At 57.5% G+C, this 22,928-nt stretch carries 22 protein-coding genes and 1 tRNA gene; 16 read left to right on the top strand and 7 right to left on the bottom strand.

Annotation, left to right across the window (positions count from 1 at the left end; genetic code table 11):
• Nucleotides 1–6: 6 nt before the first annotated feature.
• Nucleotides 7–1,083, bottom strand: a complete 1,077-nt coding sequence (gene moaA, locus AT959_RS12695) for a GTP 3',8-cyclase MoaA (protein ID WP_083518389.1) — start codon at nt 1,081–1,083, stop codon at nt 7–9.
• A gap of 472 nt (nt 1,084–1,555) precedes the next feature.
• A tRNA-Asn gene (locus tag AT959_RS12690) sits at nt 1,556–1,631 on the bottom strand.
• Nucleotides 1,632–1,709: 78 nt separating this feature from the next.
• On the opposite strand from AT959_RS12690, the gene AT959_RS12685 reads away from it, so the two are divergent.
• Nucleotides 1,710–3,374, top strand: a complete 1,665-nt coding sequence (locus AT959_RS12685; RefSeq protein WP_066883637.1) for an AsmA family protein — start codon at nt 1,710–1,712, stop codon at nt 3,372–3,374.
• A 48-nt stretch (nt 3,375–3,422) separates the two neighbouring features.
• Here the strand turns inward: AT959_RS12685 and AT959_RS12680 are convergent, their stop codons facing one another.
• Nucleotides 3,423–4,631 carry an amino acid aminotransferase gene (locus AT959_RS12680; protein WP_066883635.1) on the bottom strand — a complete coding sequence of 403 codons (1,209 nt, stop codon included), beginning with the start codon at nt 4,629–4,631 and terminating at the stop codon, nt 3,423–3,425.
• A gap of 75 nt (nt 4,632–4,706) precedes the next feature.
• On the opposite strand from AT959_RS12680, the gene uvrB reads away from it, so the two are divergent.
• Together uvrB and AT959_RS12670 are read left to right on the top strand one after the other, a co-directional pair.
• Entirely contained in the window at nt 4,707–6,764 is a 2,058-nt protein-coding gene (gene uvrB, locus AT959_RS12675; RefSeq protein ID WP_066883634.1) for an excinuclease ABC subunit UvrB, read from the top strand.
• A 13-nt stretch (nt 6,765–6,777) separates the two neighbouring features.
• On the top strand, nt 6,778–7,260 hold the full coding sequence (locus tag AT959_RS12670) for a low molecular weight protein-tyrosine-phosphatase (RefSeq protein WP_066883632.1): 483 nt from the start codon (nt 6,778–6,780) through the stop codon (nt 7,258–7,260).
• An 80-nt stretch (nt 7,261–7,340) separates the two neighbouring features.
• Here the strand turns inward: AT959_RS12670 and AT959_RS12665 are convergent, their stop codons facing one another.
• The gene (locus AT959_RS12665; protein ID WP_066883630.1) at nt 7,341–10,055 is read right to left on the bottom strand and encodes an Rne/Rng family ribonuclease; all 2,715 of its coding nucleotides are present in this window, start codon (nt 10,053–10,055) and stop codon (nt 7,341–7,343) included.
• 399 nt (nt 10,056–10,454) lie between these two features.
• Here AT959_RS12665 and AT959_RS12660 point away from each other — a divergent pair, with 399 nt between their 5' ends.
• From AT959_RS12660 to AT959_RS12650, 4 genes are read left to right on the top strand one after another with little or no spacing between them, the layout of a single operon-like run.
• The gene (locus tag AT959_RS12660) at nt 10,455–11,462 is read left to right on the top strand and encodes an RluA family pseudouridine synthase (RefSeq protein ID WP_066883629.1); all 1,008 of its coding nucleotides are present in this window, start codon (nt 10,455–10,457) and stop codon (nt 11,460–11,462) included.
• Between the two features lie 5 nt (nt 11,463–11,467).
• The gene (locus AT959_RS12655) at nt 11,468–12,118 is read left to right on the top strand and encodes an HAD family hydrolase (protein ID WP_066883627.1); all 651 of its coding nucleotides are present in this window, start codon (nt 11,468–11,470) and stop codon (nt 12,116–12,118) included.
• On the top strand, nt 12,097–12,453 hold the full coding sequence (locus AT959_RS20560; protein ID WP_083518388.1) for a Rieske (2Fe-2S) protein: 357 nt from the start codon (nt 12,097–12,099) through the stop codon (nt 12,451–12,453). The genes AT959_RS12655 and AT959_RS20560 overlap by 22 nt, the downstream gene beginning before the upstream one ends.
• Nucleotides 12,446–13,408, top strand: coding sequence for a S49 family peptidase (locus tag AT959_RS12650; protein WP_066883625.1), 963 nt, complete (start codon nt 12,446–12,448; stop codon nt 13,406–13,408). Before AT959_RS20560 ends, AT959_RS12650 begins: the two co-directional genes overlap by 8 nt.
• A 4-nt stretch (nt 13,409–13,412) precedes the next feature.
• Here AT959_RS12650 and AT959_RS12645 read toward each other — a convergent pair whose 3' ends face one another.
• Both AT959_RS12645 and AT959_RS12640 read right to left on the bottom strand, forming a co-directional pair.
• Complete coding sequence (locus tag AT959_RS12645; RefSeq protein ID WP_066883623.1) at nt 13,413–14,120, bottom strand: SAM-dependent methyltransferase; 708 nt, start codon at nt 14,118–14,120, stop codon at nt 13,413–13,415.
• A complete protein-coding gene (locus AT959_RS12640; protein ID WP_066883621.1) occupies nt 14,117–14,701 on the bottom strand; it encodes a Maf family protein in 585 nt (194 codons plus the stop codon). The genes AT959_RS12645 and AT959_RS12640 overlap by 4 nt, the downstream gene beginning before the upstream one ends.
• A 36-nt stretch (nt 14,702–14,737) precedes the next feature.
• On the opposite strand from AT959_RS12640, the gene AT959_RS12635 reads away from it, so the two are divergent.
• The 9 genes from AT959_RS12635 to AT959_RS21185 all read left to right on the top strand — a co-directional run bounded on the left by AT959_RS12635 (nt 14,738) and on the right by AT959_RS21185 (nt 21,301).
• On the top strand, nt 14,738–15,301 hold the full coding sequence (locus AT959_RS12635) for a YceD family protein (RefSeq protein ID WP_066883619.1): 564 nt from the start codon (nt 14,738–14,740) through the stop codon (nt 15,299–15,301).
• A gap of 18 nt (nt 15,302–15,319) precedes the next feature.
• Complete coding sequence (rpmF, locus tag AT959_RS12630) at nt 15,320–15,499, top strand: 50S ribosomal protein L32 (protein ID WP_066883617.1); 180 nt, start codon at nt 15,320–15,322, stop codon at nt 15,497–15,499.
• A 54-nt stretch (nt 15,500–15,553) separates the two neighbouring features.
• On the top strand, nt 15,554–16,573 hold the full coding sequence (gene plsX, locus AT959_RS12625) for a phosphate acyltransferase PlsX (RefSeq protein WP_066883615.1): 1,020 nt from the start codon (nt 15,554–15,556) through the stop codon (nt 16,571–16,573).
• Complete coding sequence (locus tag AT959_RS12620; protein ID WP_066883613.1) at nt 16,574–17,533, top strand: beta-ketoacyl-ACP synthase III; 960 nt, start codon at nt 16,574–16,576, stop codon at nt 17,531–17,533.
• 17 nt (nt 17,534–17,550) lie between these two features.
• The gene (fabD, locus tag AT959_RS12615) at nt 17,551–18,477 is read left to right on the top strand and encodes an ACP S-malonyltransferase (RefSeq protein WP_066883611.1); all 927 of its coding nucleotides are present in this window, start codon (nt 17,551–17,553) and stop codon (nt 18,475–18,477) included.
• Nucleotides 18,478–18,480: 3 nt separating this feature from the next.
• Nucleotides 18,481–19,221 carry a 3-oxoacyl-ACP reductase FabG gene (gene fabG / locus AT959_RS12610; protein WP_066883609.1) on the top strand — a complete coding sequence of 247 codons (741 nt, stop codon included), beginning with the start codon at nt 18,481–18,483 and terminating at the stop codon, nt 19,219–19,221.
• Between the two features lie 73 nt (nt 19,222–19,294).
• The gene (acpP, locus tag AT959_RS12605; protein WP_066883607.1) at nt 19,295–19,531 is read left to right on the top strand and encodes an acyl carrier protein; all 237 of its coding nucleotides are present in this window, start codon (nt 19,295–19,297) and stop codon (nt 19,529–19,531) included.
• Between the two features lie 72 nt (nt 19,532–19,603).
• Entirely contained in the window at nt 19,604–20,839 is a 1,236-nt protein-coding gene (fabF, locus tag AT959_RS12600) for a beta-ketoacyl-ACP synthase II (RefSeq protein WP_066883605.1), read from the top strand.
• A 24-nt stretch (nt 20,840–20,863) separates the two neighbouring features.
• Complete coding sequence (locus AT959_RS21185; protein WP_157651295.1) at nt 20,864–21,301, top strand: protein YgfX; 438 nt, start codon at nt 20,864–20,866, stop codon at nt 21,299–21,301.
• On the opposite strand, the gene nadB is transcribed toward AT959_RS21185, so the two are convergent.
• Nucleotides 21,276–22,853 carry an L-aspartate oxidase gene (gene nadB / locus AT959_RS12595; RefSeq protein ID WP_066883604.1) on the bottom strand — a complete coding sequence of 526 codons (1,578 nt, stop codon included), beginning with the start codon at nt 22,851–22,853 and terminating at the stop codon, nt 21,276–21,278. The two genes, AT959_RS21185 and nadB, sit on opposite strands and share 26 nt — an antisense overlap.
• Nucleotides 22,854–22,928: the final 75 nt, after the last annotated feature.

The following is a 22,928-nucleotide window of genomic DNA, read 5'->3' as shown; positions in this document are numbered from 1 at the left end:
CGGTACTCAGCCGCCGGTCATCGACATGAAGCGAACAACCTGCGGTGAGTCCATCTGCTGCGTGAAGTCATGACCGAGCGGCTTGATGCCCATACTGTCGACAATCGCCTGGCGCAACCCTTCTTCGCTGTTGTCGGCGCGCAGGACCTGCATCAGGTTGGCCGCATCATTTTGGCCAAGGCACGGGTAGAGCTCGCCTTTGGCTGTAACGCGGACCCGGTTACAGGTATCGCAGAAGTTATGGCTGTGGGGCGAGATGAAGCCGATCCGCGACTCCGAGCCCGGTATTCGCCAGTAGCGTGCCGGGCCGCCGGAGGATTCGGTGGAGGGGATCAGTTCAAAATATTCGGCCAGCTTGTCGCGGGTTTCCTCGGAGGATATGTAGGTGTTGCTGCGACCGTGGATTTCGCCGAGTGGCATTTCCTCGATGAAGGAGATGTCGAGTTCGTTATCGACGGCGTAGCGGACCAGGTCGACAAATTCGTCATCATTGGTGCCGCGCATCATCACAGTATTCAATTTTGTGCGCTTGAAGCCGGCCGCCCGGACCGCCTCGATGCCGCTGAAAACCTTTTTGATATCGCCAATCCGGGTAATGGCCTTGAAGCGGTCAGTGCGCAGGGTGTCGAGGCTGACGTTCAGGCGCTTGACGCCGGCTGCACGTAATGGGGTAGCAAAACGGTCGAGCTGGGAGCCGTTGGTGGTCAGCACCAGGTTGTCGAGGCCGGGCAGGGTGCCCAGTCGTTCGATCAGCCACATCGCATCCTTGCGAACCAGTGGTTCTCCGCCGGTAATGCGCAGCTTGTTTACCCCCAGTCCGACAAAAACCGTGGCAACGCGCAGGCACTCTTCAAGGCTCATCACCTCGTCGCGCGGTAGGAAAGTCATTTCCTCGGCCATGCAATAAGTGCAACGAAAATCGCAGCGGTCGGTAATCGACAGCCGAACGTAACTGATGCGGCGCCCGTATTTATCCACCAGTGTTCCCGCGGGGTGGCTGCTGGCAGCAGCGGCGCTGATGACCGGTTTGAAGCCGGTGGCGTCGGCTGGCGTGGATTCGGGCCTCAGGGTTTCGTTGTGCATGAATGGGGTGTTAGATAAGGTGCGACCAAAGGTGAGAGCGACTTAGTGCGGCGATCGTGGATTATCAATAGCCACCGCTCTCCAGACAAGTGGAGACATCAAAAATGCAAAAGTTCATTCTATACGTGCTTTGCCTGCCGTGACGGTGCTTTCGGAGGTTGGGGCTGTTTCGTGGCCATCGTTGGTGGTGGCACATTGATGCCGGAGATTTCTCGCTCGCCTGATACTTGCAGCCTTGGCTTGGTCGAGTTGAGCCGGTCGGCAAGGTCTTGTTGTATTTGGCAAATCTTGCCCGCAGGTTAGAATGGGGCTAGTCTAACTGCAGGATTAAAGACGATTTTTCGAAACAAGGTGACTTGTTTATGTGCGGTGATCTTTGTGGGGAATATATTGTGTGCAGCGGGGAGATGAAAATCGAGATGGCTGCGCTGAAAATGAAAACGGCCCGCATTGCTGCGGGCCGTTCAAATTTTGGCTCCCCGACCTGGGCTCGAACCAGGGACCTACGGATTAACAGTCCGGCGCTCTACCGACTGAGCTATCGAGGAACAGAGGCGCGCAGTATAGTTTTGAGCCCTTTGTCTGTCAAGCTTTTTGTAACATTTTAAGAAAAAGAACCCTCTGACATGGATTCAAGCCTGGTTTATGCAAAGACTCCGACCGGGGATGAGGCGGTCAGGCAGAGTACGCGTGTCGTTCAGCGCAACTTGCGCATGGTGCTGGTCCAGGTGGACGGCAAACTTAGCGCCGGAGAGTTGGCGGTGAAAATCGGCAATCCTCGTCTCGTTGAAAACGCTCTGCGAGAACTGGAAGAAGGAGGCTTCATCGCGCCAACCCTTGAGGCGGCTTCGGTTTGGGAGGAAAGCAAGCGTCAGGTACAGAAAACCGGGCAGGTGTCGGCACTCTCCCAATTCTCCACTTTCGGTCCGCGCTCGAAAACCATTCCCGAGTTCGTCGCCGAGGAAAGCGCGGCCAGTAGCTTTTCAACTTTCGGTAAGCCGATTTTGCCTAGCGCCGGGCTGCCTGACGGTTCTGGAAAGGCCGGCTCCGAACCGGCGGGGCCGACCTCCAGTGGCAAGCGGAAAAGCCTGTTGCAGTGGTTCCTGTTGGGGGTCGGCGGCCTTTGTCTGGCGCTTGTACTGCTGGTTTTGTTCTACCCCTATCAAAGTTTGAAACCCGGCATCGAGGCTGCCGCTTCTCGGCTATTGCAAACGCCGGTGCATGTTGGCGGGGTTGGGGTTTCAGTCTGGCCGCGTCCGGTGCTGGTCATCGACCGCCTCCGTATCGGTGAGGCTGGCGACTCAACGGTTGAGCAGGTAAGGATTGCTTCGCCGCTCGCACTGCTCGGCAGGCCACCGCATGTGTTGCCCAGTATGGAAGTGGTCGGGGCATCGTTCATGGCCGACCGCTTGGCAACGCTGCCCCTCTGGGCGGCGCCGCCGACACCCGGTAGCGGCGGATTGCTGATTCGTCAATTACGCGTCGAGCGAATGACCGTCAGCGTGCTTGATTTGTCGCTGCGCGATCTTTCCGGCGAAATTCTCTTCAAGCCTGACGGCAGTGTTGAAAAAGCGACTTTTGAGACCGTCGACCGCAGCCTTCGCCTGGCCGCCATACCAAGTCCCCAGGGAATTCTGCTCAATATCGATGGTGTTGCCTGGAAGCCGGCGGGGAGTGCGGTGAGTTTCAATGCGCTTCAGGCCAAAGGGCTTTTGCAGAAGGGCAAGCTGCTTATCCACGAGTTCGACAGCAGCTTTCTGGGAGGGGTAATCAAGGGCAGTTGGCTGCTTGACTGGAGCAAAGCGCTGGCCATGGCCGGGGATGTGAGCTTGAGCCGTCTGGATTGCCGGAAGCTGAGTGCAGTGTTCATCCCTGCACTGAATCTCGATGGCGAACTGGCCGGAAGCTTGCGTTTGCGTTCAAGCGGCCAGGACTGGTCGACGCTCTGGCGCAATGTTGAAGCCTTGCTTGATGCCGAGATTACCCGTGGCAATCTGCACGGTCTGGATCTTGGCGAGGTGGCCCGACGCGGCCCTGGTGCGGTGGTGCGCGGTGGTTCGACCAAGTTCGACCGTTTGCGGGCCAATGTGACGATAAATCCACGATTGGTCAGCGCCCGTGATATTCAGATGACGGCGGGAATGGTCACGGCAAACGGCCAGTTTCAGGCCGGGCGGGATGGCGTAGTCGATGGCAACCTGATGGTCACGATGCAGACATCGGTATCGACGATCAGGACACCGGTCCGGGTAAGCGGAGAGCTTCCCGATCTAAGCGCGGTCAGCAAATAAAAAAAGGCAGGACCGCAGTCCAGCCTTTTCAGCTTGTCGTCGTTGAACTCAGGCCTTGGTGACGGCAGCAATCGCCTTGGCCACGTATTCCAGGTTCTTGGTATTCAGGGCGGCAAGGCAGATCCGGCCGGTCGACACGGCGTAGATGCCGAATTCGTCCTTCATGCGCTCGACTTGAGCGGCGGTCAGGCCGGTGTAGGAGAACATGCCGCGTTGCTGGACAACAAAGGAGAAGTCCTGCGCGACGCCTTGTGCCTTGATCGCCTCAACCAGACCGGTGCGCATGGCGCGGATGCGGTCGCGCATGCCAGCCAGTTCGGTTTCCCACATCTGGCGCAGTTCCGGCGAGGAGAGCACGGCGGCAACCAGAGCGCCGCCATGGATCGGCGGGTTGGAGTAGTTGGTGCGGATAACGCGCTTGACCTGGGATAGCACGCGACCGGCTTCTTCCTTGCTGGCGGTGATGACGGACAGGGCACCGACGCGTTCGCCGTAGAGCGAGAAGCTCTTGGAGAAAGAGCTGGAAACGAAGAATTGCAGACCCGAAGCGGAGAAGGCGCGGACGGCAACGGCATCGGCATCGATACCGTCGGCAAAGCCCTGGTAGGCCATGTCGAGGAAGGGCACCAGGCCGCGGGCGCGGCAGACGTCAACGACTTCCTGCCACTGGGCGTCAGACAGGTCGGCGCCGGTCGGGTTATGGCAGCAGGCGTGCAGGATGATGATCGAGCCTGCCTCCAGGCTGTTCAGACAGGCCTTCATGCCAGCGAAATTGACGCCGCGGGTGGCAGCATCGTAGTACGGGTAGTTTTCAACGACGAAACCGGCCGATTCAAACAGCGCGCGGTGGTTTTCCCAGGACGGATCGCTGATGTAAACCTTGGCGTTCGGCGACAGGCGCTTCAGGTAGTCAGCGCCGATTTTCAGGGCGCCGGTACCGCCCAGGGCCTGGGCGGTGATGACCTGGCCGTTGGCGATCAGGGCGGAATCCTTGCCGAGCAGCAGGTTTTGCACGGCCTGGTTGTAGGCCGGCGAGCCTTCAATCGGCTGGTAGCCACGCGGCGGGGCGGCTTTCAGGCGGGCCTCTTCGGCGGCCTTGACGGCGGCCAGCAAGGGAATCTTGCCATTGTCGTCGAAGTAAACGCCAACGCCGAGGTTGACCTTGGTGCTACGGGTGTCGGCATTGAATGATTCGTTCAGACCGAGGATCGGATCACGCGGGGCCATTTCCACCGCAGCAAAGATCGAAGAGGACATAAGGACTCCATGGAATAATAGGCACAATATTCACGCCGCAACCTTGCCGCGCGAGAGAAACCGAAGAATTTTAGCATGATAGAAACCGCCGCCAGCACTCCCGTGGTCTGCTTCGAAGGGAGCCCGTTCCGTCTTCATCAACCCTTTCCGCCGGCCGGTGATCAGCCGGAAGCCATTCGCCAGTTGGTCGAAGGGCTGGGGGATGGTTTGTCCTTCCAGACGCTGTTGGGGGTAACGGGCTCGGGCAAGACCTATACGATGGCCAATGTCATCGCCCGCACCGGCCGCCCGGCCTTGATTCTGGCGCCAAACAAAACCCTGGCGGCGCAGCTCTATTCGGAATTCAAGGAGTTCTTTCCGGAAAATGCGGTCGAGTATTTCGTTTCGTACTACGACTACTATCAGCCGGAAGCCTACGTGCCGTCGCGCGACCTGTTCATCGAAAAGGACAGTGCGATCAACGAGCACATCGAACAGATGCGCCTGTCGGCGACCAAGAGCTTGATCGAGCGGCGCGATGTCGTTATCGTCGCTACGGTTTCCTGCATCTACGGTATCGGCGATCGCGACGAATATCACAACATGATCCTGACCATGCGGGTCGGTGACAAACTGGATCAGCGGGCCATCGTCAAGCGCCTGATCGAAATGCAGTACGAGCGAAACGATCTCGACTTCCATCGTGGCACCTTCCGCGTACGTGGCGATATCATCGATATTTTTCCAGCCGAACACGCCGAGCACGCCATTCGGGTTTCGCTGTTCGATGACGACGTCGAGGCGCTGCAGTTTTTTGACCCGCTGACCGGCCATTTGCTGCATAAGGCTCTCCGCTTTACCGTGTTCCCGGCTTCGCACTACGTAACGCCGCGCGATACTGTTTTGCGGGCGGTCGAGGCGATCAAAAGCGAACTGCGTGATCGGGTCGATTTATTCAGCAAAAACAACAAGCTGGTCGAGGCCCAACGGATCGAACAGCGCACCCGCTTCGATCTCGAGTTGCTGGACCAGATCGGTTTCTGCAAGGGCATCGAGAATTACTCCCGGCATTTTTCCGGCAGAAAAGCCGGGGAGGCGCCGCCGACGCTGATCGACTACCTGCCGTCCGATGCGCTGATGTTCATCGACGAGTCGCATGTCACCATCGGCCAGGTGGGCGGGATGTACAAAGGGGACCGTTCGCGCAAGGAAAACCTGGTCGATTACGGTTTTCGTCTGCCGTCGGCGCTGGATAATCGTCCGTTGCAATTCAACGAGTTCGAGGCGCACATGCGGCAAACGGTCTTCGTTTCCGCAACCCCGGCCGATTATGAAAATCAGCATGCCGGCCAGGTCGTCGAGCAGGTGGTCCGGCCGACCGGACTGATTGATCCGGAAGTCATCGTTCGGCCCGCCTCGACTCAGGTCGATGATCTGCTTTCGGAAATCAAGAAACGGGTCGCAGTCGAGGAGCGCGTGCTGGTTACCACCTTGACCAAGCGCATGGCTGAAGATCTGACCGATTTTCTGGCGGACAACGAAATCAGGGTGCGCTATCTGCACTCGGATATTGATACCGTGGAACGGGTCGAAATCATTCGCGACCTGCGTCTCGGTGAGTTCGATGTGCTGGTTGGTATCAACTTGCTGCGTGAGGGGCTGGATATCCCGGAAGTTTCTTTGGTCGCCGTGCTTGATGCCGACAAGGAGGGCTTTTTGCGCTCGGAACGTTCACTAATCCAGACAATGGGCAGGGCCGCGCGCCATATCCATGGCACAGCAATCCTCTATGCTGATACGATTACACAATCCATGCAGCGTGCCATTGCTGAAACCGGGCGGCGGCGTGAAAAGCAGATCAGTTTCAATTCGGAACATGGCATTACGCCGCGCGGGGTTTCCAAGAAGATCAAGGACATTATCGATGGCGTCTACGACGCCGGGTCTGTCCAGACTGAGTTGAAGGCGGCGCAGCAGCAGGCAGTCTATGAGGCCATGGACGAAAAGACCGTAGCCAAGGAAATCAAGCGTCTCGAAAAACTGATGCTTGAATGTGCAAAAAATCTGGAATTCGAAAAAGCGGCGGCGGCCCGCGACGATCTCTTCCGGCTCAGGGAACGAGTGTTCGGCGCGGCGCCCCACGACCCTGACTGACGGAGGCAAAAAGATGACTTTTCGCGTGCTACTGGTGTGTATGGGCAATATATGCCGCTCGCCAACCGCCGAGGGGGTGCTGCGTCATTTTATAAAAATCAATAACTTAGGCGACAAAGTTGAAGTTGACTCTGCCGGGACGCACGGCTATCACGTTGGTGAGGCGCCAGATTCGCGGACGCAGCGGGCGGCGGCGGTGCGCGGCTATAACCTTTCTCAACTCCGGGCTCGCAAGGTGGCCCGGCAGGATCTGGATTATTTCGACCTGATTCTGGCGATGGATAAAAGCAACTTCGATAACCTGCAACGCATGGCGGCACCCGAGCAGCAGGAGCGGATCAAGCTGTTCATGGAGTACGCCAGAAACTTCGATGACGACGAAGTGCCAGACCCTTATTATGGTCTGGGCCATGGCTTTGACCTGGTGCTGGATATGGTCGAGGATGCCTCACTCGGGCTGGTCGACGAGATCAAGCAAAAGCTGGGGCGCGCCTGATTCCGCCAATTTGCTTTATGCAATAAAAGAAGGGGCGCCCTCGGGCGCCCCTTCTTTTTGTCGGCAGTAGCCGCCGGGTATTACTTCTGAGTTTCCACCATGACCAGCGGTGCACTTTCAGTTTGCTCGGCAAGCTGCTTCTGCTTGCGCGGGCGGCCGAGCTTGACCGGTGCTTCCGGCTGGGCAACAACAGCAGCCGATGTCGTCTGAACCATGACCAGACCGCTTTCGGTCAAAGTCTTTTCCAGGTCGACCGCCTCAACAACCGGTGCAGCTGCGGCAGGTGTTGCGATTTCGATAGTTTTTGCACTTTCCATCACGTTGACCGCCGGCATTGCTTCTGGCGCGGCTTCAACGACCGGGGCCGGAGCCGGAGCTTCTTCGGTGAGAGTAGTGGCAACTTCCTCGACGACAGGCTGGGCCTCGACGATTGGTGCGGCCGGAATTTCTACCGGAGCTGCTGCCGTAACTTCAGCTTGCGTGCTGGATTCCGTAGCCGGAATGACAACAAGCAATGGTTCCTGATTCACCGTCTCGGCAGAGGCCGCTTCAGCGATGGCGGGGGCGACAACATTCGCTTCAACGGTGCTCTCGGCTGCTACGCTGCCGTTCTCGCCTTCATTGCGACGTTCGTTGCGGCCACGACCACCGCGACGACCACGGCGACGGCTGCCTTGTTCGTCAGCGTTGCCGGCGTCCGGTGCTTCGGCATTGTTTGCCGGGGCGTTGAGCGAAGCGGCGGCAACGACTTCCGGAGCCAGCTTGTTCTCGGCGATTTCCGGTTGCTGGCGTTCGCGACGCTCCTTGCGCTCGCCGCGCGGACGGCGCTCCTGGCGTTCCGGGCGTTGCTCGCTCGGTGCGACAGCCGCTTCCTCGCGCGGTGCTTTCTCGGTATTGCGTTCGCCACGCTCGTTGCGATTGCCGCGTTCCTGGCGCTCGCCCTCGTCGCGTCGATTGGCATTGCGACCATTGCGGCGGCCATCGCGACCTTCGCCACGTTCACGACGGCTATCACGGCCTTCGCGTCCTTTTTTCGGGGCGGGCTGGGCAACGGGTTCCGGCGCAACGGGCTTCGGCTCGCTGCGCAGCCAGGAAAACAGGCGGGCAAACAAGCCCGGCTGGTCGACCAGGGTGCTAGCCGGCTGCGGGATTGGCTCGGCCTTTTCCGGCATGATCGGGGCCGGCTGTTCCGGGGAAATGCCTTTGATCACGGCTTCCTGGCGCGGTTTGGTTGCTTCGTCCTTGCCATTGCCCGGCTTGGAGGCTTCTTCGACCGGCGCGTCGACCATCTTGTAAGATGGTTCGCGTGCATCGTCGTTGTTCAGGTCATCGTGACGCAGGCGGGTGATCGTGTGAGCCGGTGTTTCCAGGTGGACGTTGGGGATCAGCAGGATCGTGACCTTGTGGCGCAACTCGATGGCCTGGATGTCCGGGCGTTTTTCGTTGAGCAGGAAGGTGGCGACATCGACCGGAACCTGAACATGAACGGCGCCGGTGTTTTCCTTCATCGCTTCCTCTTCGAGGATGCGCAGGATGTGCAGCGCGGCCGATTCGCAGGAGCGGATGTGGCCGGTGCCGGTGCAGCGCGGGCAGGAAATGTAGCTGGTTTCGGCCAGGGCGGGGCGCAGGCGCTGACGGGATAGTTCCATCAGGCCAAAGCGGCTGATCTTGCCCATCTGGACGCGGGCACGGTCGAAGCGCAGCGCGTCACGCAGGCGGTTTTCGACTTCGCGCTGGTTCTTGGTGTTCTCCATGTCGATGAAGTCGATCACGATCAGGCCGCCGAGGTCGCGTAGGCGCAACTGGCGCGCCAGTTCTTCGGCGGCTTCCAGGTTCGTCTTGAAGGCGGTTTCCTCGATGTCGGCACCCTTGGTGGCGCGACCGGAGTTGACGTCGACGGCGACCAGCGCTTCGGTGTGGTCGATGACGATGGCGCCACCGGACGGCAGGTTGACCTGACGGACGAAGGCAGTTTCGATCTGGTGTTCGATCTGGAAGCGGGAGAACAGCGGCACATCGTCGCGATAGCGCTTAACGCGATTGATGTTGGCCGGCATCACGGTGCCCATGAAGGCGCGGGCCTGTTCGTAAACCTCGTCGGTATCGATCAGGATTTCACCGATTTCCGAGTGGAAGTAGTCGCGAATAGCGCGGATGACCAGGCTGCCTTCCAGATAAATCAGGAAAGCGCCGTTCTGTTGTTTGGCTGCACCTTCGATGGCGCTCCACAGTTGCAACAGGTAGTTCAAGTCCCACTGCAGTTCTTCGGCCTGGCGGCCGATGGCGGCGGTGCGGGCGATCAGGCTCATGCCGTTGGGCACTTCAAGCTGATCCATGGTTTCGCGCAGTTCGGCGCGTTCGTCGCCGTCAACGCGGCGGGAAACGCCGCCGCCGCGCGGATTGTTCGGCATCAGGACCAGGTAACGACCGGCCAGCGAGACGTAGGTGGTGAGGGCGGCGCCCTTGTTGCCACGTTCGTCCTTGTCGACCTGAACGATCAACTCCTGGCCTTCTTTCAAGGCTTCGTTGATCTTGGCACGACTGACTTCGACACCTGGCTGGAAATAGGCGCGGGAGATTTCCTTGAAAGGAAGGAAGCCATGCCGATCGGCACCGTAATCAACGAAGCAGGCTTCGAGACTCGGTTCGATGCGGGTGATGACCCCTTTGTAGATGTTGCTCTTGCGTTGTTCCTTGGCGGCCGATTCAATGTCTAGATCAATTAGTTTCTGACCATCAACAATGGCGACACGGAGTTCTTCGGCCTGTGTCGCATTGAAAAGCATGCGTTTCATTATTTTGGGGCTCCAGCGCGCTTGGGCACGCGGCAACGAAACGCCCGTTCAGGCAGCGACAGGTTCTTTATCGGGTTGCGTCATTTAAGGATGAGGGCAAAGGCGACGATGAATGTGCTGATCAACAAACGGTTGCGTGTTTTTTATTGAAATGCGCAACCTGAAAATTCCTGCAACGGGCAATCCGTGCGTGCTTACAGCGGGCTAATCCATTAACATCACTACTTTTGGTGAGTGAACTTAACCAGTCGTTTTACGTTGGTCTGGCTTGAGCAAGTGGCGCAAGTGAGACTTCGGAGCCTGCCGCGTGGCAGTCGCGCTAGTGGCGCGAGGCAAGCGGTCTGACGGTTCTGAATCTCTTGCAAACCGAGACGTAAAACGTGGGCAGTATATTAGAAAATGAACAGTGCTGGTAACAATTCGGTCACCCATGTCGTGATCACAGAAGAAGAGCAGGGCCAGCGTCTGGATAACTTCCTGATTCGCCGCTGCAAGGGCGTTCCGAAGAGCCACATCTATCGAATTCTGCGCAGTGGTGAGGTCCGAGTGAACAGTAAGCGGGTCGATGCAACCCATCGGCTATGCGAGGGCGATAATTTGCGTATCCCGCCGATGCGCATCGCGGAGCGACCCCAAAACGAGGTTGATGAGGCTGCCAAGCAGCGTGTCGACCTGCCGATCATCTATGAAGATGAGGCGATGCTGGTTATCGATAAACCGGAAGGCATTGCAGTTCATGGCGGCAGCGGAGTCAGCTTTGGCGTGATCGAGGCGCTGCGTCGGCAGCGCCCCCTGGCCAAGTTCCTTGAGTTGGCGCATCGCCTTGATCGTGAAACTTCTGGTGTTTTGCTCGTCGGCAAGAAGCGTCTGGCGCTGACTGCGCTGCACGACATGTTCCGCGAGCACGGGGCGGGGGCCGATAAGCGCTATCTGGTATTGGTCAAAGGGCGCTGGATGAATAATACCCAGCACGTCAAGTTGCCGCTTCATAAGTATTTGACGGAAGGTGGCGAGCGCCGGGTTTCCGTGGCTCCCGAGGGCAAGGCTTCGCACACGGTGTTTCGCCTGCTGGCCCGCTGGCCGGACATGAGCCTGCTTGAGGCGCAACTAAAGACCGGGCGAACACATCAAATTCGTGTCCATCTTTCGCATTTGGGTTTTCCGATCCTTGGTGACGAAAAATACGGCGATTTTGCGCTGAACAAAACCCTCAAGCGAGACGGTTTGAAACGGATGGCGTTGCATGCCTGGCGGATGGCTTTTCGGCATCCACTGACAGCGGCGCCAATGGAGTGCCTGGCGCCGCTGCCGGAGAGTATTGGTGCTTATATTGCTGCGGTCGACGTCAGAAAAACACGGGAATTCACCGTTGATGATCTGCAAGCCATTCTTGAGAAAGGGCGCTGAAGCAAATGAAGTATGAGCTTGTTGTTTTTGATTGGGATGGCACCTTGCTCGATTCCGCAGGCGCTATTGTGCAAGCGATTCAGGCGGCCTGTCGCGATCTGCAATTGCCTGAGCCCAGTGATGCCCAGGCCCGGCACGTGATCGGCCTTGGCCTGGTGGATGCCATGCGCCACGCGGTGCCTGAGTTGGAGCCGGAAAACTACCAGGCCATGGTCGAGCGCTATCGCTTTCATTATCTTTCCGGTGATCACCGGTTGGTTTTGTTTGAGGGCGTGCGCGACATGCTGACGTCCCTGCAGTCGGCCGGTCATATTCTGACCATCGCAACCGGGAAAAGCCGTGCCGGCCTGGATCGTGCCCTCGATCATTCAGGTTTACGCTCCTTTTTCCAGGCCTCCCGCTGCGCCGACGAATGTCACTCCAAGCCGCATCCGCAGATGCTTGATCAATTGGTGGCCGAATTTGCCGTTCCATTCGAGTCGACCGTAATGATTGGCGACACGTCGCACGACCTGTTAATGGCCAGCAATGCCGGGGTCGATAGTCTGGCGGTCACTTATGGCGCGCATCCGCATGAGCACCTGCTTGAGCACAAGCCGCTGGCTTGCCTGCACACTGTCCGGGAACTCGATCTGTGGCTAAAGAATTACGCCTGATTTGTGCAAGTGGTGAACTGGTCGAGTCGGGCAAGGGATTCCGCTTTACGATAAAGCGCCATGGCTGGGATGCGCCGGCCTTCGTCATTCGCTATCACGGCCATGTTTATGGCTATTTCAACGAATGTGCCCATGTTCCAGCCGAACTTGACTGGCAGCCTGGCGAGTTCTTCGATGATTCCAAGCTATACTTGATCTGCTCGATTCATGGCGCACTTTATGCTCCTGACACGGGTAGATGTCTTGGTGGGCGCTGTCAGGGGAAGGGTTTGAAACCACTGAAGGTCTGCGAGATCGAAGAGCAAATATTTCTAGAGCAACAAGATAATGGATAACCCCCAACAGCCCGACAACAACTCGACCTGGGAGCGAAAAGCTCTCGAAAAACTGGCCTTTGCTGCGCTTGATGAGCAAAGGGCTCGGCGACGCTGGGGGATTTTTTTCAAGGCGCTCGGCTTCGTCTATTTGCTGGTGGTGCTGATTGCCGTGGTTGACTGGGGTGGTGGTGCCGAGCATCAGGAGCGCCACACGGCCATGGTGACGCTGAACGGCGTCATCGAGGCCAAGGGTGAGGCCAGCGCCGAAAACCTGATTGCCGCCTTGAATGGCGCCTTCGAGGAAAAAAATGTGGCCGGCGTTGTCTTGCGGATCAATAGCCCTGGGGGTAGTCCGGTGCAGGCTGGGATGGTGAACGATGAAATTCGTCGCTTGCGTGGCAAGTACCCGGACAAGCCGCTGTATGCAGTGGTCGAGGACATGTGCGCCTCGGGTGGTTATTACGTGGCGGCTGCGGCCGACAAGATTTACGTGAACAAGGCCAGTATTGTTGGCTCGATTGGTGTTTTGATGGATGGTTTTGGTTTTACTGGAACCATGGACAAGCTGGGTGTCGAGCGTCGCTTGTTAACAGCGGGTGAGAACAAGGGTTTCCTTGATCCGTTTTCGCCACAGGCTGAGCCGCATAAAGCGCACGCCCAGTTGCTGCTCAACGACATTCACCAGCAGTTCATCGATGTTGTTAAAACTGGGCGCGGCAAACGCCTGAAAGAGTCGCCGGAAATGTTCTCCGGGTTCATGTGGACCGGGGTGCAGAGCGTTCAGTTGGGCCTGGCCGATGACTTCGGTAGCGTCGACTCGGTTGCCCGTGATGTCATTCAGGCCGAGAAAGTGCTTGATTACTCAGTCAAGGACAACATCGCCGAGCGCTTTGCCAAGCGGCTTGGGGCTGGTGCGGTGCACGGCTTCTGGCAGGGGTTTTCAGCAAGCGCGCTGAGTGCTCGCCTGCGCTAAGAGTTCAGGCCAGCAGTAGAAATACCGTCGGACGCCGCTCGATTTCGGGCGGCGTTTGCTTTTTCCATTGCTGGATTGTGCGCGTCACCACCGACTCGCCGGGCAATGTCAGGTCGGTCGCCACACTCAGCCGGGTTGTCGGCTGGCAAGCCTGCAGAATGGAGTCGTACATGGCGCGATTGCGATAAGGGGTTTCAATGAAGAGTTGGGTCTGCTTGCGCTTGCGCGATTCGCTCTCAAGATCCTGTAGCGCCTTGCTGCGCTCGCCATCCTTTGCGGGTAAATAGCCTTGAAATGCGAAGCGTTGGCCGTTTAGTCCGGAAGCCATCAGGGCCAGCAATAGTGACGACGGGCCAATTAGTGGTGCGACCCGAATGCCTTCATTTTGGGCTAGTGCGACAAGATCGGCGCCCGGGTCGGCGACGGCGGGGCAGCCAGCCTCGGAAAGCAGGCCGACGTCGTTGCCGGCGCGCAGCGGTGCCAACAGGCGGTCCAGTGCATCGGCTTTAGTGTGCTCGTTCAGCTCCTCGAGTTGCAGCTCCTGCAGGGGTTTGTCGGTTCCTGCTGCTTTCAGAAAGGCGCGCGCTGTCTTTGCCTGTTCGACGACAAAGTGGGTCAGTGGGCGAATGGTGGTCAGTACGTTGGCGGGCAATGATTGGATGGGGGGGGTTGGTCCCAGTGGAACCGGAATCAGGAATAGCGTGCCGGTCATTGCAGAATTTCCAGGCCCTGATTGCGCAAGAGGTCGCACAGTGCGATCAGCGGCAAACCGACCAGTGCATTCGGATCCTCGCCCTGCATTTTGCTCAGCAGGGCAATGCCCAGTCCTTCCGATTTGGCTGAGCCGGCACAATTGTAGGCAGGCTCACGGCGCAGGTAGTTTTCAATCTCGCTGTCGCTTAGATGGCGAAAGCTGACCAGTGTTGGTATGCCACGCACTTCGGCTTGCCCGGTGCGGGCGTTGTACAGGCATAACCCGGTAAAAAAATTGACGGTCTTGCCGGAAAGGTTGCGCAATTGATCGACGGCCCGCTCATGGGTGCCTGGTTTTCCATATATTTTTCCGTCTACCGTGGCAACCTGGTCGCTACCGATAATGAGTGCGTCGGGAAAGCTGTCTGCAACGGCGCGAGCCTTGGCTTCGGATAGGCGAAGGGCCATGGCCTCGGGTGGTTCAGCGGGTAATGGTGTCTCGTCCGTTTGGGGGTTGGCTACCTGGAAAGGGAGGCCAAGCCGGGCAAGGAGTTCGCGGCGATACGGAGAGGTTGAGGCGAGGATCAGGGTTTGGGGCATGAAAGTTTCAATACAACAAGGTGTTGCGCTGACTTCTTGAAGCGGCACTTTGTTTTGACTTGGAAAGCCAAAAATAATATCATCTCGCGTTTAAGTCGCAACAGCTCAAAAGTGAAAAGGATTTCGGACGCTTTCATGTTTGCCAGAGATGGCCGTGTTCTCGAGGGAACGCTGGCGATCTCCAGTTTGGAACGCCTGCAGGATTTGCTGGCAGAAGTTTCGGGAGAGGTGAGTTTCCGGCTTCATGGTTTCAAGGGCGAGCGTGGTGAGCATCTGCTGCATCTGGTGGTTACCGGTTTGCTGCCGCTGGCCTGCCAGCGCTGCCTGGAAGCCATCCCTTTTGATCTTGATGTCGATAGCCTGCTGGAGATTGTTCCGGAAGGTGCCGATATGTCGCAAGATGAGCTGGAAGACGACACTCGTGATTTCCTGCCGGTGGCGGGCGAACTGAATGTGGCCGAATTGGTGGAGGATGAAATTCTCCTGGCCCTGCCAGTCGCGCCGCGGCACGAAAAATGTGGTTTGCCTGGTGCCGCCGGTGCTGGTGAGCGGATTAATCCGTTTGCCGCGTTGTCGGGGCTTAAAGGCAAGCCGAACTGATTTTTTTGGAGTATCAACATGGCCGTTCAGCAGAACAAAAAATCCCCTTCCAAGCGTGGCATGCATCGCGCTCACGACTTCCTGGTTAACCCGCCGCTGGCCGTTGAGCCGACGACTGGTGAGACGCATCTGCGTCACCACATTTCCCCCAACGGTTTCTACCGTGGCAAGAAGGTCCTGAAGGCCAAGGGCGAGTAATCGTTCATAGAAAGGCAGGCGGTTCCTGGTGAGCCGCCTGCCTTTTCTTTTGCCATGACAGCCCGCATTGCTATTGATTGCATGGGGGGTGACCACGGTCCGTCAGTGACGGTTCCGTCGGCTATCCATTTTCTTGTGGAGTATCCGGCAGCAAAGCTGATCCTTGTTGGTCAGGAGGATGTTTTGCGTCCGTTGCTTGGGTCTCAGGTCGATAATCCTCGTCTACGTATCGTTCATGCCTCAGAGATTGTGGGGATGGACGAGTCGCCGGCGCTCGCCCTGCGCAATAAAAAAGACTCGTCCATGCGTGTCGCCATCAACCTCGTTAAAGCAGGGGAGGCGGACGCGTGCGTTTCTGCCGGAAACACTGGCGCGCTGATGGCAATTTCCCGTTTTGTGCTCAAGATGCTGCCTGGCATTGAGCGCCCGGCAATTTGCGCGCCATTGCCGACCATTAACGGTCACACCCATATGCTGGACCTCGGTGCCAACGTCGATTGCGGTCCAGAGCATTTGCTGCAGTTCGGTATCATGGGGGCCATGCTGGTCTCAGCCATGGAGCACAAGGATAGGCCGACGGTCGGCATCCTCAATATTGGCGAAGAAGAGATCAAAGGCAATGAAGTCGTCAAAGCGGCGGCCGAGTTGCTGCGTGCTTCCGATCTGAACTTCGTGGGCAATGTCGAAGGCGACGGGATTTACAAGGGCGAGGCCGATGTCATTGTTTGCGACGGTTTTGTCGGCAATGTCGCCCTGAAGACTTCGGAAGGCCTGGCGCAAATGCTGGCATCCTCGCTGCGTAGCGAATTCAAGCGCAATTGGTTAACCAAGATTGCGGCATTGATCGCCATATCGGTTCTTAATAATTTCAAGAAGCGTTTTGACCACCGGCGTTACAACGGTGCCATTCTTCTCGGCCTTAAAGGTATTTCGGTGAAGAGTCACGGTTCTGCCGATGTTCTGTCCTTTGGGAATGCTATTTCCCGTGCGTACGAGGCGGTGGAGAACCGGGTTCTTGAACGCATCACCGGGCGCCTGACCCAGGCTCAAGCCATTGCTGTGGAGAATGTCTGAATGTACGCACGTTTGATCGGTACCGGCAGTTGCCTTCCGGGAAGTCCTGTCAGCAACAACGACCTTGCCGCACGCGGCATTGAGACCAATGATGAGTGGATTGTTACTCGTACTGGCATCCGCAGTCGTTACTTGGCAGATGCAGGTACGACCTCCAGCGAGTTGGGGCTGATCGCAGCGCAGCGTGCTCTGGAGATGGCCGGGGTGGCGGCGGGCGAAATCGATTTGATCATCGTTGCCACCTCGACGCCCGATTTCATCTTTCCCAGCACGGCTTGCCTGATTCAGGGCCGACTGGGTAATAAGGGGGCTGCTGCATTCGATGTGCAAGCAGTTTGCAGTGGCTTTACCTATGCCTTGGGGATTGCCGACAAGTTCATTCGCTCAGGCAGCCACAAAAAGGCGTTGGTGATTGGCGCCGAGGTGTTCTCACGCATCCTCGACTGGAGCGATCGAGGCACCTGTGTTCTCTTTGGCGATGGCGCCGGCGCTGTCGTGCTCGAAGCTTCGGAAAAGCCCGGAATCATCGCTACCGCAATGCACGCCGATGGCAGCCAGAGCGGTATTTTGAATGTCCCTGGGCAGATTTGCGGCGGTCAAGTCACCGGCGATCCTTTCCTGCGTATGGATGGGCAGGCTGTTTTCAAGTTCGCTGTTCGCGTGCTGGCTGAAATAGCCGAAGAGGTTTGCCATGTGGCTGGAATTGAAACCGGTGACGTGGACTGGCTGATTCCGCATCAGGCCAATATCCGCATCATTGAGGCCACGGGCAAGAGGCTCGGTATCAATCGCGAAAATGTGATTGTGACGGTGGATCGGCATGGCAATACCTCTGCCGCATCCGTGCCGCTGGCACTGGACGAGGCGGTGCGTGACGGACGCATTCAGCGTGGCCAAAAGGTTCTGCTGGAAGGGGTTGGCGGCGGTTTTACCTGGGGCGCAGCCCTCATCGAATTCTGATACAGGAAACGTAGAGAATGTCTTTTGCTTTCGTATTTCCCGGCCAAGGCTCGCAGAGCGTTGGCATGATGTCGGCTTACGGTGACGCTGCCGTAGTCCGCGCCACCTTTGAACAAGCTTCGGCCGCGCTTGGCGAGGATCTCTGGGCCATGGTTGCTGAAGGCCCCGCAGAAGTCTTGACCCAAACGGTAAACACGCAGCCAGTGATGTTGACCGCAGGGGTGGCTGCATGGCGGCTCTGGCAAGAGAAAGGCGGGCGGAAGCCTGCGCTGGTGGCTGGGCACAGCCTGGGTGAATATTCCGCACTGGTGGTTGCCGGTGTCATCGAGTTGAAGGATGCCGTGCCCCTGGTTCGCTTGCGGGCGGCTGCCATGCAGGAAGCTGTCCCGGTCGGTACGGGTGCTATGGCAGCTATTCTTGGCCTGGATAACGCAGGCATCGTTGCGGCTTGTGCCGAGGCGGCGCAAGGTGAAGTGGTCGAGCCAGTCAATTTCAATGCCAATGGCCAGACGGTAATTGCTGGTCACAAAGCGGCAGTTGAGCGCGCCATGGACGCCTGCAAGGCACGTGGTGCCAAGATGGCAAAGGCCCTGCCGGTTTCCGCGCCATTTCATTCTTCCTTGATTCGTCCGGCGGCTGACAAGCTGGCGGCCCGGCTGGCCGAGCTGACGCTGAATGCGCCACAGATTCCGGTCATCAATAATGTGGACGTGGCGATTGAAAATGACCCGGCTCGGATCAAGGATGCATTGGTCCGCCAGGCCTACAATCCGGTGCGCTGGGTTGAGACTATTCAATCGATGGCGGGCTTGGGGGTAACAACGGTTGCGGAATGTGGTCCGGGCAAGGTTTTGGCTGGACTGACCAAGCGTTGTGCCGACGGTGTCACCGGCGTTGCCTTGGCTGATGCTGCCGCCATCGATGCAAATCTGAACCTGGAGTGAACAATGCTGAGTAGCAATATCGCACTTGTTACAGGAGCTACCCGTGGCATTGGTCGCGCGATAGCGTTGGAACTTGGCAAGCAGGGAGCTACCGTCATCGGGACTGCGACCAGCGAAGATGGCGCTGCCAAGATTTCTGCCTATCTTGCTGAAGCATCGATCAAGGGCAAGGGAATTGTGTTGAATGTTTGCGATGCGGCACAGACTGATGCGACGCTTGCTGCCTTGAGCAAGGAGTACGGTGCCATCTCCATCCTCGTCAATAATGCAGGTATCACCCGCGATAACCTGGCGATGCGGATGGGAGATGATGACTGGGATGCGGTGATCGACACCAATCTTAAGGCCGTATTCCGACTGTCGCGTGGCGTGATGCGTGGCATGATGAAGGCCCGCTTTGGTCGCATTGTTAATATCACATCGGTAGTCGGTTACTCCGGCAATGCTGGGCAGGCTAATTATTGCGCGGCAAAGGCTGGGGTGGCTGGCATGAGCCGCTCTTTGGCTCGTGAATTGGGTAGTCGTAACATCACTGTAAATTGCGTCGCCCCTGGTTTTATTGCAACAGATATGACCCATGCTCTGACGGAGGAGCAGAAGCAGGCAATGCTGGCTTCAATCCCCCTCGGCAGGGCTGGGACGCCGGAAGACATTGCCGGTACTGTTGGTTTTCTCGTATCCCCGGCAGCCGCCTATGTCACAGGCACAACCGTGCATGTGAATGGCGGTATGTTCATGGATTGATTTCCTGAAGCCTCGGCTTTTGGTAAACTTGTAACGTTTTTTTTCGTACCCCTGAGGGGAAGGAGTTTTTCTAATGGATAACATCGTAGAGCGCGTCAAAAAGATCGTCGCCGAACAACTGGGCGTGAACGAAGCAGACATCAAGAATGAGTCTTCCTTCGTGGACGATCTGGGCGCGGATTCCCTGGATACCGTTGAACTGGTCATGGCGCTGGAAGAAGAATTCGAGTGCGAAATCCCTGACGACCAGGCAGAAAAGATCACCACGGTCCAGCAGGCTGTCGATTTCATCCTCGCCAACAAGAAATAATCCAATTCTGGTTGACCCAGGCAAGGCCGGCCCCCATGGCCGGCCTTGCTACATTTGCTTTCGGAGTGCACCTTGGCACGTCGCAGAGTCGTAATTACCGGTCTGGGTATCGTTAGCCCGGTCGGAAACACCGTCGAAGAAGCCTGGCAGAATATTCTGGCTGGCCGCTCCGGCATTGCCCCCATCACCAAGTTCGATACCTCCACTTTCCCGGTCCAGTTTGGCGGGGAAGTAAAGAACTTCGACATTACTCAGTACATTCCGGCCAAAGACGCCCGCCGCATGGATCATTTCATCCATTTCGGCCTGGCGGCAGGCATTCAGGCTGTGCGCGATGCCGGTCTGGACAAAGAGAACGTCGCTGATCTCGAACGAGTCGGTGTCGCTATTGGCTCGGGCATTGGCGGGTTGCCGCTGATTGAGCAAACCAAAGACGAATATATCGCCGGTGGTGTGCGCAAGGTGTCGCCGTTTTTCGTGCCCGGTTCGATCATCAACATGATTTCAGGCAACTTGTCGATCCAGTTCGGCTTCAAAGGCCCGAATATCGCACTGGTTACCGCCTGCACGACGGGAACGCATTCGATCGGTGAAGCCGCTCGTATCATCGAGTACGGTGATGCGGATGTAATGGTTGCCGGTGGTGCCGAGTCAACCGTTTCCCCGCTGGGTATGGGCGGTTTCTGTGCCGCGCGCGCGTTGTCTACTCGAAACGATGATCCGGCCACGGCTAGTCGCCCCTGGGACAAGGACCGCGATGGCTTCGTGCTGGGTGAAGGTGCCGGTGTCATGGTGCTGGAAGAGTACGAGCACGCCAAGGCGCGCGGTGCAAAAATTTACGCAGAACTGTCCGGTTACGGGATGAGTGGCGATGCCTATCACATCACCGCGCCGAATACGGATGGTCCGCGTCGATCAATGCTGAACGCCTTGAGGAACGCCGGCGTGGCGCCTTCCGATGTTCAGTATTTGAACGCGCATGGCACCTCAACGCCGCTTGGGGACAAGAATGAAACCGATGCGGTCAAGCAGGCTTTTGGTGATGCTGCCTACAAATTGGTGGTCAATTCGACCAAGTCGATGACCGGCCATCTGCTGGGTGGTGCTGGTGGCATCGAGTCGCTATTCACGGTGCTCGCCCTTCATCACCAAATTTCTCCACCAACCATTAATATCTTCAACCAGGATCCCGAGTGTGACCTGGATTACTGTGCCAATGTGGCGCGGCCGATGAAGATTGATATCGCCCTGAAAAATAATTTTGGCTTTGGTGGAACCAATGGATCGCTAGTCTTCAAGCGCATCTGACGTTCTTCAGCAAGGAATTGAGCGGTGCAGTTTCCGATCAGCATCGGACTGCACCGTTCGCGCTTTCTGGATCTGCTTGTTCTTTTAAGTGCATTGTCGGCAAGTGGGGCGATACTGCTTTGGCCGCAGGCGATAACAACTCAATTGCTTGTGCTGGTGGCAACATGGTTTCTGGCGGCCATGGCTTGGCGAGGTTTGACACCACGATTCTCGGCGCTACGTCTTGAGCGAAGCGGGCAGATTTCCGTTGCCATTGATGCCAGCGCTCCGTTTGCCCCGGCCCGCTTATTGCCCGGGTCGAGTGTGCATCCATGGCTGACCATCATTCGCCTTGAAATTGATGCCAAGCAGCAATCTACATTGATTGCTGCGGTCGATGGCTTGAAAGAGGATGATTTCCGCCGCTTGCGTGTCTTCCTGCGCTGGCAGGCCGATTTCAATGCTTCGGCAGACGACGCCTGAGAACGGTGTTTTTCGCCTTTCCGAGCATTTCCGGGTAGTCGCGTGAAAAGTGCAAACCACGACTTTCCTTGCGTTGCATGGCGCAGCGGACGATTAAGTCTGCAGTCGCGACAAGGTTGCGTAACTCGATCAAGTCGTGGCTGACCCGGAAATTGGCATAGAACTCGTCAATTTCACGCATCAGCAAGCCGATCCGATGCTTGGCGCGTTTCAGTCGTTTGGTAGTCCGTACGATGCCCACATAGTCCCACATGAAACGACGCAGTTCGTCCCAATTGTGGGAAATGACCACCTCTTCGTCGGCATCAGTAACCCGGCTTTCGTCCCAATGGGGTAGGGTAGGGAGTGCTTTCGTTTTGCTGGCCAAAATATCGTTGACCGCAGCCTCCGAGAAAACAAGGCATTCAAGCAACGAATTCGAGGCCAGGCGATTGGCGCCGTGCAGTCCCGTGCATGAGGCCTCGCCTGCGACATATAGGCCTGCGACATCGGTTCTTCCCTTCAGGTCGCTGACGATACCGCCACAGGTGTAGTGCGCAGCCGGCACGACGGGAATTGGCTCGCTGGCGATGTCGATGCCAAGTTCAAGGCAACGGGCGTGAATATTTGGGAAATGGTTGCGAATGAAATCCTCGCCTTTGTGCGAGATATCGAGGAAGACGCAGTCCAGGCCACGCTTTTTCATTTCAAAGTCGATGGCGCGAGCCACGATATCCCGTGGCGCCAGTTCGGCGCGTTCGTCATGTTCCAGCATGAAGCGCGTACCGTCGGGCAGGCGCAGAAGCCCGCCTTCCCCGCGCACGGCTTCGGAAATCAAAAACGACTTGGCTTGCGGATGGTAGAGGCAGGTGGGGTGGAACTGGATAAATTCCATGTTCGATACCCGGCACCCGGCACGATAAGCCATCGCAATTCCGTCACCGGTGGAGGTGTCCGGGTTGGTCGTGTAAAGGTATACCTTGCCCGCGCCACCGGTGGCGATCAGCGTATTGGGTGCGCCAATCGTGATGACTTCACCGTTGCGACTATCCAGCACATAGGCTCCGAAGCAACGGTTTTCACCTGTGCCCAGTTTTTCGCCGGTGATCAGATCAATGGCAATGTGGCTTTCGAGGACCGTAATGTTCGGCGTAGCGCGAACTTTCTTGGTGAGCGTATCCTGTACGGCCAGACCGGTGGCGTCGGCGACATGGATAACTCGGCGAGCACTGTGGCCGCCTTCACGGGTCAGGTGATAGCCGGCGTCGTCTTTTGTGAAGGGCACCCCCTGTTCGATCAACCATTCGATCGAATGGCGGCCGTTTTCAACAACGAAGCGGGTGGCGGGTTCGTCGTTGAGCCAGGCGCCGGCGATCAAGGTGTCTTGTATGTGCGCTTCAATTGAGTCGCGACTGTCGAGAACTGCCGCAATACCCCCTTGAGCCCAACCCGAGGCCGAGTCCTCAAGGCTTCGTTTGCTGACCAAGGCGACACGACAATGCTTGGCCAAACGAAGGGCGGCCGATTGTCCGGCCAAACCGCTGCCTATGATAAGTACATCAAAATTCTGCACGGCTGTTCTCAAGTAGGTTTGTTTTGCTCGAAATATAGCACGTGAGAAAGGCTTCGCTTGGTTACAGAGTGTCAC

This window comes from Dechloromonas denitrificans (assembly GCF_001551835.1).
In the GTDB taxonomy this organism is placed as follows: Bacteria; Pseudomonadota; Gammaproteobacteria; order Burkholderiales; family Rhodocyclaceae; genus Azonexus; species Azonexus denitrificans.
Note: the sequence above shows the minus strand (reverse complement) of the source record. Positions and strands in the feature narration are given on the sequence as shown.

Coding starts and splice junctions, on each gene's coding strand:
- moaA (WP_083518389.1), bottom strand. CDS start 1,083: ATGCACAACGAAACCCTGAGGCCCGAATCCACGCCAGCCGACGCCACC.
- AT959_RS12685 (WP_066883637.1), top strand. CDS start 1,710: ATGGATTCAAGCCTGGTTTATGCAAAGACTCCGACCGGGGATGAGGCG.
- AT959_RS12680 (WP_066883635.1), bottom strand. CDS start 4,631: ATGTCCTCTTCGATCTTTGCTGCGGTGGAAATGGCCCCGCGTGATCCG.
- uvrB (WP_066883634.1), top strand. CDS start 4,707: ATGATAGAAACCGCCGCCAGCACTCCCGTGGTCTGCTTCGAAGGGAGC.
- AT959_RS12670 (WP_066883632.1), top strand. CDS start 6,778: ATGACTTTTCGCGTGCTACTGGTGTGTATGGGCAATATATGCCGCTCG.
- AT959_RS12665 (WP_066883630.1), bottom strand. CDS start 10,055: ATGAAACGCATGCTTTTCAATGCGACACAGGCCGAAGAACTCCGTGTC.
- AT959_RS12660 (WP_066883629.1), top strand. CDS start 10,455: ATGAACAGTGCTGGTAACAATTCGGTCACCCATGTCGTGATCACAGAA.
- AT959_RS12655 (WP_066883627.1), top strand. CDS start 11,468: ATGAAGTATGAGCTTGTTGTTTTTGATTGGGATGGCACCTTGCTCGAT.
- AT959_RS12650 (WP_066883625.1), top strand. CDS start 12,446: ATGGATAACCCCCAACAGCCCGACAACAACTCGACCTGGGAGCGAAAA.
- AT959_RS12645 (WP_066883623.1), bottom strand. CDS start 14,120: ATGACCGGCACGCTATTCCTGATTCCGGTTCCACTGGGACCAACCCCC.
- AT959_RS12640 (WP_066883621.1), bottom strand. CDS start 14,701: ATGCCCCAAACCCTGATCCTCGCCTCAACCTCTCCGTATCGCCGCGAA.
- rpmF (WP_066883617.1), top strand. CDS start 15,320: ATGGCCGTTCAGCAGAACAAAAAATCCCCTTCCAAGCGTGGCATGCAT.
- plsX (WP_066883615.1), top strand. CDS start 15,554: ATGACAGCCCGCATTGCTATTGATTGCATGGGGGGTGACCACGGTCCG.
- AT959_RS12620 (WP_066883613.1), top strand. CDS start 16,574: ATGTACGCACGTTTGATCGGTACCGGCAGTTGCCTTCCGGGAAGTCCT.
- fabD (WP_066883611.1), top strand. CDS start 17,551: ATGTCTTTTGCTTTCGTATTTCCCGGCCAAGGCTCGCAGAGCGTTGGC.
- fabG (WP_066883609.1), top strand. CDS start 18,481: ATGCTGAGTAGCAATATCGCACTTGTTACAGGAGCTACCCGTGGCATT.
- acpP (WP_066883607.1), top strand. CDS start 19,295: ATGGATAACATCGTAGAGCGCGTCAAAAAGATCGTCGCCGAACAACTG.